Raw genomic sequence first — 16,444 nt, forward strand, 5'->3', positions numbered from 1 at the left:
CATCATTCACGTGGTGAGACTATTCGGGCACCGTCCCCTCAAGCAGCACGGATACCAGTGATTCCTGCCACCAGGTCAGCATGTCGTAGACGAGGGCGGTGCCTCGGTACCACCGCTGGTGGAAGGTCTCCTCCCGGGGAGGCTCCTCGTAGGCCCTCGCACGGACCTCCTCGGCGTCCTGCGCCGAGGCGATGCCCAGGCGGTGCGACAGGACCAGGCGGATGTCATTCATCGCACCCAGCCAGTCGGCCTCCTGCCCGAGCGCGACGACGACCTCACCTTGCCGGGAGGGGGCACGAAGCTCCCGGGCCACACGGGCCAGACGCCCAGCCTTGTCCTGACGAAGCCGGCCCCGGGTCAGCGCCCGGACCTCCACCGCGGTGCCGGGGTCCTCAGAGGCCTCAGGCAGGAGGACCTCCAGCAGCTCGACGACCTCAGGAGAGACACCCGTGCGCTGCGGTGAGGTCGTGGCGGGTTCAGAGGTGGCGGGCACGGCGCCTCCCCCAGGTACACCGGGCCCGCCAAGCTCACGATCTAGCGCCGCCAGCAGCTCGTGGTCACGCTCGCTCTCCCGGGGACGGGTCCCGACCTCGGTCGTCGGCTCCTGGCCGGACCCACCCGCCCCGTCCTCAGCCTCCAGAAGCGCCTCGGTCTCCAGGGCGAGACGGGCCAGCAACTCACGCTCCCAGTCCGCCATCCTGCTGGCGTAACCGCCCTCAACAGCTCTGAAGACCCGCATCACACCTCCTCCGACGCCTCGCCAAGCGCGTCGTCCCCGCCCAGGGGCTCGATGGTGGCGCGCAGGCCGTAACCGTGCATGGCAGTGACATCCACCTCCATACGCTCACGCGCACCACGCGAGACCACCGCCCGTCCGGCGGTGTGGACCTCGAGCATCCTCGCGTGCGCCAGCGACACGGGGAAGCCGAAGTAGGAGTGAAAGACCCAGGTGACATAGCTCATGGTGTTGACCGGGTCGTCATGGACCACGGTGCACCACAGGCGCTGTGAGCGGGTACGAGGCTCTCCCACTGTCTCCGGCTCGGCTACCGGCAGCGAGGCGGTCATCGAGGCGGTCATGGCGTCATGCTACCGGGCGCCCGACACGCAACGAGCCCGCTCGGCGGACAGGTCCTGCGACCCCGCACCCCAGACCAACCGCCCGCAGCGGGTGCGCACCCTGAAGGACGACCGCCCCCCAGCCTCCTCACGCCAGGATGTCGATGCCGTGAAACGCGAAAGCAGGATAGGTTGCTGCCGTGACAGCATCGCGGACCACCCACGGCAGTGCTCCCAGCACTGCTCACAGCACCTCCTTGCTGACCGACATGTACGAGCTGACCATGCTCCAGGGCGCGCTGCGCTCAGGTGTGGCAGACCGTCCCAGCGTCTTTGAGCTCTTCGGACGACGCCTGCCAGGGTCCCGTCGCTTCGGCGTCGTCGCAGGTACGGGCCGTCTGCTCGACGCTATTGAGGCGTTTACCTTCACCGACGACCAGATCAGCTTCCTCCACCGCACTGGGATCGTCGACGATGACACCCTTGACTACCTCCGCGGCTACCGCTTCTCAGGCACGATCCGGGGCTACGCCGAGGGCGAGTGCTACTTCGCGGGCTCACCGCTGCTGACCGTGGAGGGCAGCTTCGCCGAGGCCTGTATCATTGAGACACTGGCCCTGTCGATCTACAACTACGACTGCGCAGTCGCCTCGGCAGCCTCCCGCATGACTATGGCGGCGCACGGACGTCCCTGCATCGACTTCGGGGCACGACGCACCCACGAGCACGCGGCTGTCGCCGCAGCCAGGGCGGCTGTCGTGGGTGGCTTCGCGGGAACGTCAAACCTGGAGGCCGGCCTGGTCCACGGCATCCCCACCTTCGGGACGTCAGCGCACTCCTTCACGCTGGTCCACGACACCGAGCAGGAGGCCTTCGCCGCCCAGGTCGCCTCCCTGGGCACAGGGACGACCGTCCTGGTCGACACCTATGACGTGGCCGCGGGGGTGGAGCGGGCCGTGGCAGCAGCACGTGCCGCAGGCGGCGAGCTCGGAGCGGTACGACTGGACTCCGGCGACCTGGTGGCGGGCGCCTTCCAGGTCCGCTCCCAGCTGGACGCCCTAGGTGCGACCAGCACCAGGATCACTGTGACCAGCGACCTGGACGAGTACGCCATCGCGGGTCTGGGAGCCGCCCCCGTGGACTTCTACGGTGTGGGCACACAGCTGGTCACCGGGTCAGGGCACCCCACTGCCGCCCTGGTCTACAAACTCGTCGAACGTGAGGGGCGCCACGGCAGGAGGCAGGAGGTCGCCAAGCGCTCCTCCGGAGGCAAGGCAACCGTGGGAGGACGTAAGTGGGCCGGCCGGGTGCTGGACGACAGCGGTACGGCGGTGGAAGAGCTGGTGGTCTCCTGCACCGCGCATGAGCAGGGCGAGGCCGCGCTGAGGCAGGCAGGGGCACGTCCGCTACAGGTCACGCTGGTGCGCGACGGCATGATCGTGGAGGAGCACCGCGGCACCGCCGCCCTGGAGGCCGCTGCCCAGAGGCACCAGGCCTCGCGTGCCGAGCTGCCCTACGACGCGTGGCGCCTGAGCGAGGGAGAGCCGGCCCTGCCAACACGCCTGGTCAGCCTGGAGGACCTGCCCGCACAACCGGCCTCAGCCGCGCTGGGCGAGCCACCCGTACGCCCCTGAGTGGGGGCGGCCTCGCGGGACGCAGTCCGCAGCCGTCCTCTCAGGGTGCCCGCCGAGACCCTGCCGGGTCGGTCCTGCGGCCGGTACCGTCACTCTGTCGGCCGCCGGGGGACGTCAGCGCCGTCCGACGAACCACCGGCGCAAGGTCTCCACCCGCTGCTCGACCTGCTCGGTCGAGGCTGCAGCCACCTCGGGGCCGCCGCACACCCGCCTGAGCTCGGTGTGGACGACGCCGTGCGGCTGTCCGGAGCGGCGCGCCCAGGCTGAGACTAGCTGTGACAGCTCCTTGCGGGCTGCGGCCCGGCGACGCGCGTCCTCTACCCCGGAGCCCCCCGCCCTGCCGCGGTCTGCGGCAGCCTTGCGTTTCTGCGCGGCAATCTGCCTGTCCTGGCGCTGGCGCAGCAGCACAGTCACCTGCTCAGGATCCAGCAGCCCGGGCAGCCCCAGGTACTCCTGCTCCTCAGCCGAGCCCACCATGGCACCGGTCCCGAACTCGCCGCCATCAAAAAGGACCCTGTCAAACTCCGCCTGGGACCCCATAGCCTCGAAACCTGGCAGAAGGTCGGCGGAGGCGTTCTCCACCCGGTTGGCCTCGGCCAGGAGCCTGTCCTCCGGACTGAAGGCAGGGTCCTGCGACCCGGCGTCCGCCTCCGGCCGGCTCAGGACGTGGTCACGGGCTACCTCCACCTCGGCTGCCAGTGCCAGCAGGGGCGTCACCGAGGGGAGGAACACCGAGGCGGTCTCCCCCCGTGCCCGGGAGCGGACAAAGCGCCCGACCGCCTGGGCGAAGAACAGGGGCGTCGAGGTGGAGGTCGCGTAGACACCCACAGCCAGGCGCGGCACGTCCACGCCCTCGGAGACCATACGTACTGCCACCATCCAGCGGTCGGTGGAGTCGGAGAAGGCCTCGATACGGCTAGACGCCCCGTCGTCGTCAGACAGCACGACGGTGGGTGCCTCCCCGGTGACAGCCCGCAACTGCTTGGCGTAGGCACGCGCGCTGGCCTGGTCCGAGGCAATGACCAGCCCGCCCGCGTCAGGCACCTGGCGACGCACCTCGCTCAGCCGCTGGTCGGCAGCAGCAAGGACAGCGGGAACCCACTCACCGGTCGGGTCCAGGGCAGTACGCCAGGCCTGGGCCTCCATGTCCTTGGTCAGCGGCTCCCCCAGGCGGGCCGCGACCTCGTCCCCGGCCTTGGTCCGCCACCTCATCTCCCCGGAGTAGGACATGAACATCACAGGGCGTACCACCCCGTCACGCAGTGCCTCGGCGTACCCGTAGGAGTAGTCCGCCTCAGAGCGCATGGCGCCCTCAGCGTCTTGCGCGTAGCGCACGAAGGGGATGGGGGCCGTGTCGGAGCGAAACGGGGTCCCCGTCAGGGCCAGGCGGCGTCTGGCCGGGCTGAAGGCCTCCCGAATCGCGTCCCCCCAGCTCAGCGCGTCACCGCCGTGGTGGATCTCGTCGAGAACGACCAGGGTCCGGGAGCGGTCGGTCCGGGCACGGTGCAGGTTGGAGTTAGCCGCGACCTGGGCGTAGGTCAGGGCGACACCGTCAAAGTGCGCACCCAGCGCGGCCTGCGAGTTGGAGTAGGAGGGGTCGATGCGAATCCCGACCCGGGCAGCGGCCTCAGCCCACTGGAACTTGAGGTGCTCGGTGGGGCAGACCACCGTGATCTTGTGGACGTCCCCGGTGCTGAGGAGCTCCGTGGCGACGCGCAGGGCGAAGGTTGTCTTGCCAGCGCCGGGAGTGGCCACAGCCAGGAAGTCCTGAGGCATGGCGCTCATATAGCGGTCCAGCGCCGCAGCCTGCCACGCGCGCAGCGAGCCAGCGGTCCCCCACGCAGCACGGCGAGGGTAGGCCGGGGACAGGTTCTGGGCAGCAGACGTCGATGCCCGTGCAGGGACGTGGTGGGAGCCGTGACCGCGCGGGGCGGGGGTCACTGACCACCTCGCCCGAAGGGGAACCTCGGCCGCCGTGGCCCCTTGCCCCCACCAGCGTCACCGCCATCACGCATCTGCTCGTAGATGGCCTTGCACGTCGGGCACACGGGATAGTTTGACGGGTCACGGCCAGGCGTCCACACCTTGCCGCACAGGGCCACGACCGGCCGTCCCGTGACCGCAGCCGCAGTGACCTTGTCCTTACGGACGTAGTGGGCAAAGCGGTCCGCGTCGCCGTCATCAGTGGACTGGAGCTCCTCACGTTCCAGCACCGCCGTCCCTGCGCCCTGCACGGGCTCACCGGCAGGGTCGGACGGCGAACCAGGACCTGCAGGGTCCGCACTGGCGCGGGCAGCAGCAGAAGGGCTGACCAGGAGCTCACTCATGGGCCACAGTCTAGGCCGGCCCAGCACCGCCCCGGGCACGACGCCGTTGTGTTGCAACTCTCCCCAGGCTCTCACGCTGCCCCACCTGCCCCGTACCCACCTGGCCCTCCTGCCCCGGTAGCACAGGGCTGGATCCTAGCGGCTGGTGAGGAGACTAGCGGCAGCAGGGTCCACCAGGACCAGGGCGTCGTCGTGACGCTGCATCACCGTGGCAGGCCAGTCGGTGCTGACCTCCCCCTCCACGAGCTGGGCGACAGCCTTGGCTTTGCCCTCGCCGGTGGCGATGAGTACCAGCGAGCGCGCCTCCATGATGGTGGCCAGGCCCTGGGTGATGCAGTGGGTAGGCACGGCGTCGATGTCCCCGCCGAAGAAGCGGGCGTTGTCACGGCGGGTCTGCTCGGTCAGCACGTCCACGTGGGTGCGCGAGTCCAGAGGACCACCCGGCTCGTTGAAGCCGATGTGGCCGTCGGAACCGATCCCCAGGATCTGCAGGTCGCAGTAGCCGGCCGCCGCCATATCCTCCTCGTACTGCGCACAGGCCGCCTGGAGGTCCTCAGCCAGGGCGTCAGGGCCGTGGAGCGAGCCCGGACGCATGTCCACGCGGGAGCGCAGGTTGACCTCCATAAAGGTGGCGTAGCGCTCCGGGTGGCCTGCTGGCAGCCCGACGTACTCGTCCAGCATGAAGCCGGTGACCTGCGCAAAGCTGAGGCGGCCTGCGGCGCAGCGGCGGGTCAGCTCGTCGTAGAGCGGCAGCGGGCTGGAGCCCGTCGCGGTCCCCAGGACGGCGTCCGGCTTGGTGGTCAGCAGGGCCTCAATCTTGTCCGCGGCTCGCTCGGCGATGGCCTCGGCGGTGTCCAGGATGACAAGCTCCACGGTGGTGTCCTCTCTGAGGTGTCTTCTGTTCTGATCTGGGGCGTCTGTTCTGAGGGTCTGGGACATCTGGTTGTCGACGGTACCTGGCCGGGACGGGCGCGCCCGCCTGCGGGCGCGACAGCCACGACAGCACACTCACGGCAGCCATGACAGTCCATGACACGTCACTGTACTCCGCAGGGTCCTCAGGTCAGGCAGCCCCGGCAGATGTCGGCGTACCGCTCACGTCTCCTGGGAGTGCCGGGGCCAGGAGCGGATCGTCGTCAGGATCTCAGACCCGCGCCGGTCGAGTCGGCGCCCGCCCAGGGTCGTCCCTGCCGCGACAGAGCCTGCGCCCCACAGCGCCCCCACCACCAGGACCAGCCAGCCCCACCACGGGGAGGCACCGGACAGGACCGCCCCCAGGGCCACCCCGAGCACAGGGGCCGCAGCGAGGAGGATGACAAGCACCCCGAGCGTCTGGGCTAGCGCTGTGATGACGATAGTTCCCGAGGTACGTGACACCAGAGGGCTCTCACCCGGGGCGTTCGTCTCGTAGGGCATGAGGACGCTGGCCAGGCAGGACCAGCCCAGGGAGCACCCGTGCAGCGCCAGGCAGGCTCCCACCAGGGAGGCGGCCGCGTCCCAGCGGCCGGTCCACCAGCACAGCCCGACCGCAGCGACAAGGACGACCGGCGCCTGCCAGGACAGGGCACCGACGGCCCTGCCCAGAAGGTCCTGCCGACCGGGCAGACCCGCACTGAGGTGGCTCCACAGTGCCGTGGAGTCCCCACCTAGGTCGTTGTGGACCGTCCACCCCATCATCAGCGCCAGCGCGGGAGCCGCCATGAGGAACAGACCGGGGGCCTGGCCAGCAGCAAGACTGACGCTGAGGCCTTCGGCCTCGGAGATGGCCTGAGCCCACCCCATGGCCGCACCGACCACAAAGAACACCGGCAGCATCACGGCTGAGACGGCCATGACCAGGTAGCGGGGGTCTGTCCTCCAGTAGCGCATGCTGCGGGCAGCAACAGCGCAGGCCGGCCCGGGCAGGAAGCGGCTCAGCCTGCGCGACCACGGCAGGACCACGGGAGTGCTCGCCCCGGCCGACCCGGGGTCCTCTGGCGTAGGCACCGCGTAGGTACGCGACCTGCCCGACCCACGGCTGGGCGTGGTCATGACTCGAGTAACGACCCGCTCCCAGGGACGCAGCAGCAGCACCGGGACCAGCCACGCCCCCAGCGCCAGGGCCGCGCCAGCCAACGGTGCTCCCGTGGCGGCGAGCCCCGGCGCGGCAAAGGCCCAGCCCAGCGGTGACAGGGAGACAACCTGCCCGGCCGTGCGCAGGCCGACCAGGACTCCGTCTGAGGTGCTGAGGAACCTGCCCAGGACAGTGGGGACAAGACAGGCCACGAGGTACGCCACCGTAGCGACCAGGGCTACCCGCTCCTGACCGCGCCGCGAGCCGGAGATCCCTGTCCACACGACCACCACCCGCGAGACGACCACGCAGGTGGCCAGGGCTGCTGGCGCGCAGGCCAGGGCCAGCAACGCTGCCAAGAACTGACCGGACACCAGCCAGGTCAGGGTCGGCAGCAGGCACACCACAGCCGTGGCAGCACCGGAGGCCCCGCAGGCGCCAGCGACAAGCAACCCCTGCGCCAGCCTTCGGGACGGTGCGGTCCACGCGGCGACGGCACGCGGGTCGAGTGAAGAGTCAAGACCTGTGGCCAGGAGAGGCAAGAGTATCCAGCACAGGACCAGGAGCGCTCCCAGAGACCCGAGAACGACGGACACGGTCTGGGGGTCACCGAGCCTCCCCAGAGCGAGCGCTCCGACCGTGAGGGCACCCAGCCCGCCCAGGGCAGCGGCTCCCCCGAGCACGGTTCCGACTAGTGCCCAGGTGCTTCCGCGCAGGGCGTTCAGGGTCAGGACCCACCTCATCTTGACGAGGGTTGCAACCATGACAGTCCCTGCGTGCGCACCTCGCCACCGACAAGCTGGGTGAAACGCTCCTCCAAGGTGCCCCCGGCCGCGACCTCCTCGGTGGTACCAGCCACAGCCACGCGCCCCGCGTTGATGATGGCCACGTGGTCACACAAGCGCTCGACGGTGGCCATGACGTGGCTGGAGACCACCACGGTCCCGCCTGCCTCGGCAAAGTTGCGCAGGATGGTCTGGATCGTCTGGGCGGAGATCGGGTCAACCGCTTCGAAGGGCTCGTCGAGAACCAGGATCGAGGGCGAGTGGACCATGGCACAGGCGAGGTGGACCTTCTTGCGCATGCCGGCGGAGTAGTCCGCCACCATGGTGGTTCCTGCCTCCCACAGTCCCAGCACCTGGATGAGCTCAGTCGCGCGGGGTACGACAATGTCGCGGTCCAGGCCGCGCAGCAGCCCTGAGTAGGTCACCAACTCCAGCCCGTTGAGCCGGTCGAAGGTGCGCAGCCCGTCTGGCAGGACGCCAAGACGGGCCTTGGCAGCGGGCAGGTCCGCCCACACGTCCACGCCGTGGACGCGTACGCGCCCGGCGTCAGGCCGCAGCAGCCCCGTGGCCATGGACAGCATGGTGGTCTTTCCCGCCCCGTTGGGACCGACAATGCCGTAGAAGCTGCCGACCGGGACCTCCAGGTCAAGGTGGTCTACCGCGACCTTGGAGCCAAAGGTCTTGACCAGCCCCTCAGTCTGCAGCGCGGCCTGGGGCTGGCTCCTTTGCCCGCTGCGAGCGGTAGTCGCTACGGCCGCCTGGTCCTCCTGGGCGGTGCCCTGCTCACGACCGTCCCCTTCCGGCAGTGATGAGACGGCTGGCGAGGGGGCAGAGAGGGCAAGGGAGCCCGTAGGACCGACAGGCCCAGCCTCTGGGAGGGGGTCCGAGGAGGACCGGGACCTCGTCGGTGGGCGTGTATGCGATGTCATGCCGTCAGGCTATGGCGCAGCGGCAGGTTGCGCCTCCGCCGTCAAGACGATGCGCCTCCGTCCCAAGGACGACCCCTGCAGCAGCAGGCCCCGGGCAGGATGCTGGTCCGCAGTCCTGCCCGGGGCCCTCACGGATCCTCACGGGGCCTGTGCCCCGCAGGTCACTGGGAGACTGCCTTCTTCAGGGAGGAGCCGACAGTAACCTTGACGCCATAGCCAGCGGGGATCTGGATCTCCTCGCCGGTGCGGGGGTTACGACCGGTGCGTGCAGCACGCTCGACACGCTCCACGCCCATGAGACCCGTGATCTTGACGGACTCGCCCCTGGCGACGTTCTCAACCAGGACGTCCTGGAACGCTGCCAGGAACGCGTCTGCGTCAGTCTTGGTCAGACCAGCCTTCTCAGCGATGGCGGCAATGAGCTCAGTGCGGTTTACGGACATGTCTTCCCTCTCGATCGTGGGTGGGCACCCGTGTGTGGTGCCGCTGCTGGCTACGCTACGCATAGAACCTCAGTTTTGTCAGGTACAGAGCGAGTGTCGCACCGGGCGCTGAGTAACAATTCACCGCTTTCAACCACAACTGTCACACGCGCCCCACATGGACCAATCCTTGCAATAACGCCGTTTTCTTCTTAGCTCCACCTGGGTGGCCCACTCAGTACCCGGCCACGAGAACACCACGGAACGGGCACACCAAGCATCACCGGGACAGCACCCTGGACAGCGCCCAGGACAGCACCCAGGACAGCACTGCCAGGTCCTTCTGAGGCCCCTGCTGGCCACCTCCACCAGGCGCCCACCACCTCTCTGCCGACCCGCCCGCCTGTCGAACCCGGTACTACAGCGCCTGGCGTTGCGCTTGCCCCGGGGCTCTGGTAACACCTCTGTCACAGGCTCGGGACGCACGAGGCGAAGGACAGCAAAGGACGTGGATGCCATGCAGACACCACTGGGAGTACCGACCGACCTGACGCTGAGCCCGACAACCCAGTCCTCAGCCGCCATGACGGAAATCAAGGAGTATATCCTGCGGGAGAGCCTTCGGCCGGGGGACCCCCTGCCCACCGAGTCCCGCCTGTGCGCAGACCTAGGAGTATCCCGGTCCTCAGTCCGTGAGGCGGTACGCACCCTGGTCGCCCTGGACATCGTGGAGGTGCGGCACGGCCACGGGATGTTCGTAGGACGTGCTTCCGCCCGTCCTGTGGTCGAGTCCCTGGTCTTTCGCAGCCGACTCATCTCGCAGGGTGACTACAGGACCCTGCTGGACCTGGTCCAGGTGCGCTCGACGCTAGACCAGGCTGCTGCCGGGCTGGTGGTGGAGGCCTGGCGAGGCAGGGAGGACGAGGACCTTGACGAGACTGCCAGGCAGATCAGCAGCCTGGCACAGCAGGGACAGCCCTTCACCGAGCAGGACCGTCACTTCCACGTCAGGCTGCTGGAGCCACTGGCTAACCAGCTGTTCCGCCACCTGGGCGAGGCGCTGTGGGCGGCACACACCTTGAGCGCCTCCCTCCTGGGAGCCCCCTCCCCCAGCGACGTGGTCAGCGTGGCCCAGGCGCACACGCAGATGCTGGAAGCCGCCCGCACCGGCGACGTGACAGCCTACCGTGAGGCGACAGCTCGGCACTACGCCCCGCTGCTAGAGTCCCTCAGCCTTGCACGCCCTGAGTGAGCGCCCCGGTAGAGGACACAAGGGCACTCCGAAGAAGGCGGGAAGGAGCTCGGGAGGGAGAGCAACAGGGAGCAGGTGCCGGTAAGCCGTCGGCACCAGTCGTGAGGCCTGTCGAGACCAGCCAGGACCACAGGGAGGACAGGACAACAGGTAGGCCCTGGCCGCGGTACTCGGCCAGGGCCTACCCTGGGTGGAGATGCGGGGAATCGAACCCCGGTCCGACGGGCGTGCAACAGGACTTCTCCGGGTGCAGTCCGTTTCTGACTTTCTCAGCCCCGGCGTCTCACACGGACAAGGACGCCGACGGGCTCAGCCGGTCAAGAGTCCCAGGAAGCCTACCGGCACGGCTTCCTAGCAGTGGCTCCCACAATGACGCCAGGCACCGGGGCGGGAGCGCTCCCCGGACTGACGGACCTCAGGACTCGCTCAGGCGGCGAGGGTGAAGTCGGTGCGAGTGTTATCGGCACCTATTGGTTCGCACAGAGCGTTGACGAGATGACTGTGCATCCTCGACCCGCTTCCCCTGAACCCACGACCGTCGTCGAAACCGATCATCCCCTGTGTAGTTGTGCCTGCTCAAAGCCATGCACCCATGAGCAAGACCCCTTGGACGTAGCATGGCAGGTAGTGGAAGGATACCAAGGCTTGGTCCTGCTTGTCCATGCGCAGCAGGACCATCTCTTCCTACCCATGCTTGCTACCCAATGCTTCTGCCGCTCCGCTGCCTTCTACCCTGTGCCTACCCGCCCCCGCGCCGCCGGACCTCAGCCACCGCCCGGGCAGCCTCACGTCGGTCCTGGGCCTCACGCAGGGCATGGCGCTTGTCCCAGTCCTGCTTGCCCCGGGCCAGAGCGATCTCGATCTTGGCCCGGCCACGGACAAAGTACAGCTCCAGCGGAACCACGGTGTACCCCTTGGCCTGGACCCTGGAGGCAAGGCGCTCCAGCTCGCCACGGTGCAGCAGGAGCTTGCGCTTACGCCGCGGGGAGTGGTTGTTCCACGTCCCCTGGAGGTACTCCGGGATGTGCGCGCCCTGCAGCCAGGCCTCCCCACGGCGGTCGATCTCGATCCAGGCCTCCGCCAGGGAGGCCCGCCCCATGCGCAGAGCCTTGACCTCGGTCCCAGTCAGCACCAGTCCCGCCTCATAGCGGTCCTCAATGAAGTAGTCGTGGGCTGCCCTCCTATTACGGGCAACGGTCTGGTGGGCGTCAGCAGCAGCCTTGGCCTTCTGCGCCACAGTGGGCTTGCGCCCCTTCTGTCCGACGGCGGGCCGCGCGGACCGAGCAGTCCTGGGCGTCATGGGGACCTCCTCTGACAGACTCCGGCCGGACGACGTGACAGGCCGCTACGGCAGACGCAGGCAGGATTCTACGCACCGAGTCAACCCACGGAGCCTTCCGTGGAGCTGCCCCGGCAGCGCCCGCTGCCTGCCTGCTCCGCGCTGCCTCCGCGAGACCGCACAGGGACAGACCGCTGTCGGCGGCCAGCGAGTCTCTCAGAAGCCGGCCAGGGTCATCGGGTCTACAGAGGCTCCATTGAGGTAGACCTCAAAGTGCACGTGGGGGCCCGTGGCCCCTCCGGTCATCCCTGTCAGACCGATGGTGTCCCCCTTGGAGACAGTGGCCCCGTTACCGACGGAGTAGGCAGACAGGTGGCAGTAGGCCACCACTACTGACTGACCATCCACCATGCCACCGTTGACGAACATCCCGTTGCCGCACGAGCTGTTCTGGTTGTAGGTCACGGTTCCTGACACCGCCGCGTACTGTGGAGTACCTTGAGAGGCGACCAGGTCCACGCCCGCGTGGAGACGGCTCGTCCCCGTGATCGGGTGCACCCGGTAGCCGTAGGGCGAGGCGACCACCAGACTTCCGGAAATCGGATGGGCTATGGTGCCGCTACCGAGGTCCGTGCTGCTGGACGAGCTCGGTGCCGGTGCGGAGGTACCTCGGTTCTCCTCGTCAATCCTGGCGATGGTCGCGGCAGCCTCCTCCTCGTCGGCCCGGGCCTGGGCCTGCTGGTCCTCCAGGTCAGCCTTCTGGTCCTCAAGAGTGGTCGTCGCCTCCCGGGCGCTGGCCTCCAGGGAGGCCACCTCGTCCCGCTTGGTCTGGGCTGCGTCCCTGGCTGTCTGCGCAGCCGCCTCAGCGGCGTCGGCATCGGCCTTGAGAGTGGCGACACGCTCGGTCGCCGCGTTCTGGCGGGTCTCCCGGTTGGCGTCCTGGGCACGCTCGGCCTCGGCGGCCGCGAGCACCGCCTCCTGCACCCCGGAGCCGATCTCCATCGCCGCGGCACGCCTGGACAGCTGGTCCACGTCCTGGGAGGCCAGCACGTAGGTCCACGCGGTTACGGAGTTGTCGCCCTCATACGTGGCAGCGACGATCTCTGCCACGGAGGTCGAGGCTTCGGAGGCGACCTCCTGGGAGGCCTCCGCCTCCTCCTGGATGGAGGCCAGGCTCGTCTGCGCCGTGTCCAGGCGGTCGGCCGCGATCTGCTGCTCGCGCTCCTTCTCCGTCAGGGTGGTCTGCGCGTCGCTCAGCTCGGTCTCGGCCGTGCTCAGGGCAGCCTGCGCGTTCTGCAGGTCCAGGTAGGCCTGACCGAGCTCAGTGCTGACTCCCTCCAGCGAGGCGACGAGCTCGTCCTGCTTGCGCTGGGCCTCCTCCTGGCTGGCGACCGCGTCATCACGCTCGTCCGCCAGGACCGGGACGCTCACCACCATGGCCAGAGCCAGGGTGACTGCCACGCAGGCCGCGACAAGCAGTCTCCTCAGGGGCAGTGCGCCCGTACCAGTCGCCAGAACAGGGAAGGACAGCATGACAGATCAGATCCTCGTGTACTTGGACAGGGAGTATGCGGAGGACAACGCCGCTAGGACGACAGCCGCCAGGACCAGCCACGGCGCCAGTGTCAGGACGGCACCTGTCCCGATAAAGGCGCTAGTGAAGGTCATCGAACTAGCGAGCCATCCCTCGACGACGTAGTGCACACCCGCCCACAAGGCACCCACTGCCAGCAGAGCGCCGACCAGGGCGGCAATGACTCCCTCAAGGATGAAGGGCAGTTGGATAAAGAGGTTGGAGGCGCCAACCAGCCGCATGATGCCGGTCTCACGGGAGCGAGACATGGCGGACAGCCGAATCGTGGTGGAGATCAGCAGGACAGCCGCCACCGCCATAATGGCCGCCAGTCCCCCGGTGATCCAGGAGGCCCGGTTCATGACCAGGAACAGGGGCTCCAGGGTGGCACCCTGGTCGATAACACGCTCGACGCCGTCCTGGCCGGTGAACTGCTCGGCGACGACCTCGTAGTTCTCCGGGTCCACCAGCTTGATGCGGAAGGAGACCGGCATCATCTCCTCGGTAGCGTTACGCCCCACCGCGGAGTCCCCGTAGGCGTCCATGAAGTTCTCGTAGGCCTCAGCCTTGCTCTCGATGTGGTAGTTGTCCACGTAGGAGTCCAGGGTCCCGTTGATACGTTCCTCGACAGCGTCAATCTGGTCCTGGGTGGCCTCACCGTTGACGCACCCGGGGAAGGCCGAGGCCTGGGGGCACATGTAGACCGAGACCTCGACCTCGTCGTACCACTCCCCCCTCATGGTGGAGATCTGGGCCTGGAGCAGCCCGGAGGCACCGACAAATAGCAGCGACACAAAGGCCACCAGGATGACCGAGACAGTCATGGCCAGGTGACGCGCCAGTCCCTTGACGGTCTCAGAGAGGATGAAACGAAGTCGCATGCGCTGTCTCCTTCAGCGGTCCGAGCCGTAGACGCCACGAGCCTGGTCACGCACGACCTGGCCACCCTTGAGCTCAATAACACGTTTACGCATCTGGTCCACGATCTCGTCGTCGTGGGTCGCCATGACGACAGTGGTTCCCTGGCGGTTGATCCGGTCGAAGAGCCGCATGATACCGACCGAGGTGGACGGGTCGAGGTTACCGGTAGGCTCGTCGGCAAGAAGCAGCTTGGGGCGGTTGACCATGGCACGGGCCACCGCCACCCGCTGCTGCTCACCGCCGCTGAGCTCGTGAGGAAGCCTCTTCTCCTTGCCCGACAGGCCGACGAGCTCCAGGGCCTCAGGGACTGCGGACAGGATGTAGTGGCGTGGCTTGCCGATGACCTGGGAGGCCAGGGCGACGTTCTCCAGGACGGTCTTGTTCTCCAGGAGCCGGAAGTCCTGGAAGACGAACCCCATCTCCCGGCGCAGCTGGGGCACCTTCCAGGTAGAGACCTGGGAGAGGTCCCGCCCCAGAACATGGATCCTGCCGGAGGTCGGCCTCTCCTCACGAAGCACCAGGCGCAGGAAGGTGGACTTGCCCGACCCCGAGGCGCCGACAAGGAACACGAACTCATCGCGCCCAACCTCGATGTCGACCTCGTCAAGCGCAGGACGCGCACCTCGTTTGTAGACCTTGGAGACGTGGTCAAAGCGGATCATCAGTTGGCTGCTCCCGTGGCTGCGACTCGGGCACTGCGCCCAGGCTCGTAGCCACCGTATGCGTCGGAGTCGTCTTTCACTGTTGTGACACGCCAGCAGCAGATGTGGGCTGTGGCGGCAGCAGGGCCAGGCCCGCGGGCCCCGGCGGGCCTAGCCCGGGCTATCCTGGCCCCATGGAGGATCGCGGCGTCAGGGGCCAAGGGGACAGCATCCCTACCACCCAGGTGGACGTAGGCAGCTGGGCCCGGTTCATCTCCTCCCTCCCTGCCTTCCTGGACACCTTGCCGCGCGCCTGCCCGGACAGCCCACGAGCAAGCAGCCACCCGCTCGGCAGCCACGAGTCCCGCAGCACGTCACAGGGCCGAGCCGCGCCACCGCCACCGGAGGCGCTGGTGCTGACAGCCCCACCACCACAGCACGACACCGAGGAGCAGCTTTCCCGTCCTTTGTCGCGGGTATCTCGGGTGCTGCCCCACCGGCGGCGTCGATCACCGTCGCCAGAGCCGCCAACAGTAGTGCTGACACCCTGCCGGGAGGGGACCGAGGTAACCGTGCTGCTTCTCGACGCCTCAGGTCGTACGCTGATGGGCCACCAGGAGCGCCGGAGCCTGGGGGCTCTTGGCTGGCGCGTGGACTCAGCCGCAGCGTCACGGCTCCTGCCTGACAGTGCGGCGGCCGCGGAGATGACCGCGCGCATCCTGATCGAGATCCTGCACGTCGCGCACCCGGCAGACCTCAGCTGCCACCTAGAGGTGCTCAGCGCGCCCTGAGCAGAGCCGCCCGGGCTCTACCTCGGCAGAGGTCTCTCCCTCAGAGTCCCAGGGCTGTCTCAGCATCCCAGGACGCTGCGGTGTCGGCCACCACGTAGTCGGGGGAGGACAGCACGGTGTGGCCAGAGCGGACAGGGCCAGCCACCTCTGTGGCGACGACACCTCGGCTATCGGGGAAAGTGGAGCGGCTGGAGCAGTCCGCCTCGCCCGCCTCCTCCTCAAGGTGCCCAGGAGAGCTCTCAGAGGCTCCAGCAGTCCCGCCACCTGGCGAGCGCCCCTCCCCGCGGATGCCTGGCGCCGAGGGCACGTCCGCAGCCCGGACACGGGCGAACCGGCTCTCACCACGCGTCAGGTCGTGCCCCACCGACCAGAGCATAATCACGTTGGAGCTGTGAGTACCCTCCGACGTGCTCCAGGTCTCCTCGGACAGGCGGCCCGTCAGCAGCACCGGGTCGCCCTTGCGCAGGGAGAGGCTGAGGTTCTCCGCGAGACGGCCCCAGGCCTTGGCTGTGAACCATATGGTCCCGGCGTCCTGCCACCCCTGCTCCGTCCGGTAGGACGGGGTGACCGCGACCCGGAAGCGACAATAGGCACGTCCCCCTTCAGTGCGGGACAGCACAGGATTTGTTCCGAGAACACCCTGGACAGTGAGGTCAGGCTGACGAGTCATAGCGTGCTCCTTGGCTGCCAGGCGGCCCCGTGCCGCCTTCCGTGCCCCTACCCTGCAACGATGTGCGGTACCTGCGGCAGGGTAGAGTGCCCTGCCTGTGGACCAGCC

The 16,444-nt window shown here is 68.3% G+C and carries 16 protein-coding genes and 1 other RNA gene; 3 read left to right on the forward strand and 14 right to left on the reverse strand.

Annotated elements, in window-relative coordinates; translation table 11 throughout:
- Positions 1–19: 19 nt before the first annotated feature.
- Both D4740_RS06645 and clpS read right to left on the reverse strand, forming a co-directional pair.
- Positions 20–739 carry a DUF2017 family protein gene (locus tag D4740_RS06645; RefSeq protein WP_119836140.1) on the reverse strand — a complete coding sequence of 240 codons (720 nt, stop codon included), beginning with the start codon at positions 737–739 and terminating at the stop codon, positions 20–22.
- Positions 739–1,068, reverse strand: coding sequence for an ATP-dependent Clp protease adapter ClpS (clpS, locus tag D4740_RS06650; protein WP_119836212.1), 330 nt, complete (start codon positions 1,066–1,068; stop codon positions 739–741). Before clpS ends, D4740_RS06645 begins: the two co-directional genes overlap by 1 nt.
- A gap of 191 nt (positions 1,069–1,259) precedes the next feature.
- Between clpS and D4740_RS06655 the strand changes: the two genes are divergently transcribed.
- Entirely contained in the window at positions 1,260–2,693 is a 1,434-nt protein-coding gene (locus D4740_RS06655; RefSeq protein WP_259390701.1) for a nicotinate phosphoribosyltransferase, read from the forward strand.
- 114 nt (positions 2,694–2,807) lie between these two features.
- On the opposite strand, the gene D4740_RS06660 is transcribed toward D4740_RS06655, so the two are convergent.
- The 6 genes from D4740_RS06660 to D4740_RS06685 form a co-directional block, all read right to left on the reverse strand.
- On the reverse strand, positions 2,808–4,634 hold the full coding sequence (locus D4740_RS06660) for a DEAD/DEAH box helicase (protein WP_119836141.1): 1,827 nt from the start codon (positions 4,632–4,634) through the stop codon (positions 2,808–2,810).
- Complete coding sequence (locus tag D4740_RS06665) at positions 4,631–5,020, reverse strand: DUF3039 domain-containing protein (RefSeq protein ID WP_182911361.1); 390 nt, start codon at positions 5,018–5,020, stop codon at positions 4,631–4,633. Before D4740_RS06665 ends, D4740_RS06660 begins: the two co-directional genes overlap by 4 nt.
- A 135-nt stretch (positions 5,021–5,155) precedes the next feature.
- Positions 5,156–5,893, reverse strand: a complete 738-nt coding sequence (gene nagB / locus D4740_RS06670) for a glucosamine-6-phosphate deaminase (RefSeq protein ID WP_119836142.1) — start codon at positions 5,891–5,893, stop codon at positions 5,156–5,158.
- Between the two features lie 222 nt (positions 5,894–6,115).
- Positions 6,116–7,837 (reverse strand): transporter, encoded by a 1,722-nt coding sequence (locus tag D4740_RS06675; RefSeq protein WP_119836143.1) that lies wholly within the window; start codon positions 7,835–7,837, stop codon positions 6,116–6,118.
- Positions 7,813–8,664 carry an ABC transporter ATP-binding protein gene (locus tag D4740_RS06680; RefSeq protein ID WP_119836215.1) on the reverse strand — a complete coding sequence of 284 codons (852 nt, stop codon included), beginning with the start codon at positions 8,662–8,664 and terminating at the stop codon, positions 7,813–7,815. Before D4740_RS06680 ends, D4740_RS06675 begins: the two co-directional genes overlap by 25 nt.
- A gap of 284 nt (positions 8,665–8,948) precedes the next feature.
- A complete protein-coding gene (locus D4740_RS06685; RefSeq protein ID WP_119836144.1) occupies positions 8,949–9,230 on the reverse strand; it encodes an HU family DNA-binding protein in 282 nt (93 codons plus the stop codon).
- Between the two features lie 496 nt (positions 9,231–9,726).
- Between D4740_RS06685 and D4740_RS06690 the strand changes: the two genes are divergently transcribed.
- Positions 9,727–10,461, forward strand: coding sequence for a FadR/GntR family transcriptional regulator (locus D4740_RS06690; RefSeq protein WP_119836145.1), 735 nt, complete (start codon positions 9,727–9,729; stop codon positions 10,459–10,461).
- A gap of 188 nt (positions 10,462–10,649) precedes the next feature.
- Here the strand turns inward: D4740_RS06690 and ssrA are convergent.
- From ssrA to ftsE, 5 genes are all read right to left on the reverse strand, one after another.
- Positions 10,650–11,020, reverse strand: a transfer-messenger RNA (tmRNA) gene (gene ssrA / locus D4740_RS06695).
- A 180-nt stretch (positions 11,021–11,200) separates the two neighbouring features.
- Complete coding sequence (gene smpB, locus D4740_RS06700) at positions 11,201–11,761, reverse strand: SsrA-binding protein SmpB (RefSeq protein ID WP_119836146.1); 561 nt, start codon at positions 11,759–11,761, stop codon at positions 11,201–11,203.
- A 195-nt stretch (positions 11,762–11,956) separates the two neighbouring features.
- A complete protein-coding gene (locus D4740_RS06705) occupies positions 11,957–13,273 on the reverse strand; it encodes a M23 family metallopeptidase (RefSeq protein WP_243106684.1) in 1,317 nt (438 codons plus the stop codon).
- Between the two features lie 6 nt (positions 13,274–13,279).
- Entirely contained in the window at positions 13,280–14,194 is a 915-nt protein-coding gene (gene ftsX, locus D4740_RS06710; RefSeq protein ID WP_119836147.1) for a permease-like cell division protein FtsX, read from the reverse strand.
- Between the two features lie 12 nt (positions 14,195–14,206).
- Positions 14,207–14,896 (reverse strand): cell division ATP-binding protein FtsE, encoded by a 690-nt coding sequence (gene ftsE / locus D4740_RS06715; RefSeq protein WP_119836148.1) that lies wholly within the window; start codon positions 14,894–14,896, stop codon positions 14,207–14,209.
- 173 nt (positions 14,897–15,069) lie between these two features.
- Here ftsE and D4740_RS12710 point away from each other — a divergent pair, with 173 nt between their 5' ends.
- Positions 15,070–15,666 (forward strand): hypothetical protein, encoded by a 597-nt coding sequence (locus D4740_RS12710; RefSeq protein ID WP_147392860.1) that lies wholly within the window; start codon positions 15,070–15,072, stop codon positions 15,664–15,666.
- A 40-nt stretch (positions 15,667–15,706) separates the two neighbouring features.
- Here D4740_RS12710 and D4740_RS06725 read toward each other — a convergent pair whose 3' ends face one another.
- Entirely contained in the window at positions 15,707–16,336 is a 630-nt protein-coding gene (locus D4740_RS06725; RefSeq protein ID WP_119836150.1) for a single-stranded DNA-binding protein, read from the reverse strand.
- Positions 16,337–16,444 lie beyond the last annotated feature (108 nt).

Source organism: Actinomyces sp. 2119 (genome assembly GCF_003591215.1).
Classification (GTDB): domain Bacteria; phylum Actinomycetota; class Actinomycetes; order Actinomycetales; family Actinomycetaceae; genus Actinomyces; species Actinomyces lilanjuaniae.

Excerpts from the sequence above, each read along its gene's own strand:
- D4740_RS06675 (WP_119836143.1), bottom strand. The coding sequence starts at position 7,837 with ATGGTTGCAACCCTCGTCAAGATGAGGTGGGTCCTGACCCTGAACGCC.
- D4740_RS06665 (WP_182911361.1), bottom strand. The coding sequence starts at position 5,020 with ATGAGTGAGCTCCTGGTCAGCCCTTCTGCTGCTGCCCGCGCCAGTGCG.
- D4740_RS12710 (WP_147392860.1), top strand. The coding sequence starts at position 15,070 with ATGGAGGATCGCGGCGTCAGGGGCCAAGGGGACAGCATCCCTACCACC.
- D4740_RS06725 (WP_119836150.1), bottom strand. The coding sequence starts at position 16,336 with ATGACTCGTCAGCCTGACCTCACTGTCCAGGGTGTTCTCGGAACAAAT.
- D4740_RS06685 (WP_119836144.1), bottom strand. The coding sequence starts at position 9,230 with ATGTCCGTAAACCGCACTGAGCTCATTGCCGCCATCGCTGAGAAGGCT.
- D4740_RS06645 (WP_119836140.1), bottom strand. The coding sequence starts at position 739 with ATGCGGGTCTTCAGAGCTGTTGAGGGCGGTTACGCCAGCAGGATGGCG.
- smpB (WP_119836146.1), bottom strand. The coding sequence starts at position 11,761 with ATGACGCCCAGGACTGCTCGGTCCGCGCGGCCCGCCGTCGGACAGAAG.
- clpS (WP_119836212.1), bottom strand. The coding sequence starts at position 1,068 with ATGACCGCCTCGCTGCCGGTAGCCGAGCCGGAGACAGTGGGAGAGCCT.
- D4740_RS06690 (WP_119836145.1), top strand. The coding sequence starts at position 9,727 with ATGCAGACACCACTGGGAGTACCGACCGACCTGACGCTGAGCCCGACA.
- D4740_RS06705 (WP_243106684.1), bottom strand. The coding sequence starts at position 13,273 with ATGCTGTCCTTCCCTGTTCTGGCGACTGGTACGGGCGCACTGCCCCTG.
- ftsE (WP_119836148.1), bottom strand. The coding sequence starts at position 14,896 with ATGATCCGCTTTGACCACGTCTCCAAGGTCTACAAACGAGGTGCGCGT.
- ftsX (WP_119836147.1), bottom strand. The coding sequence starts at position 14,194 with ATGCGACTTCGTTTCATCCTCTCTGAGACCGTCAAGGGACTGGCGCGT.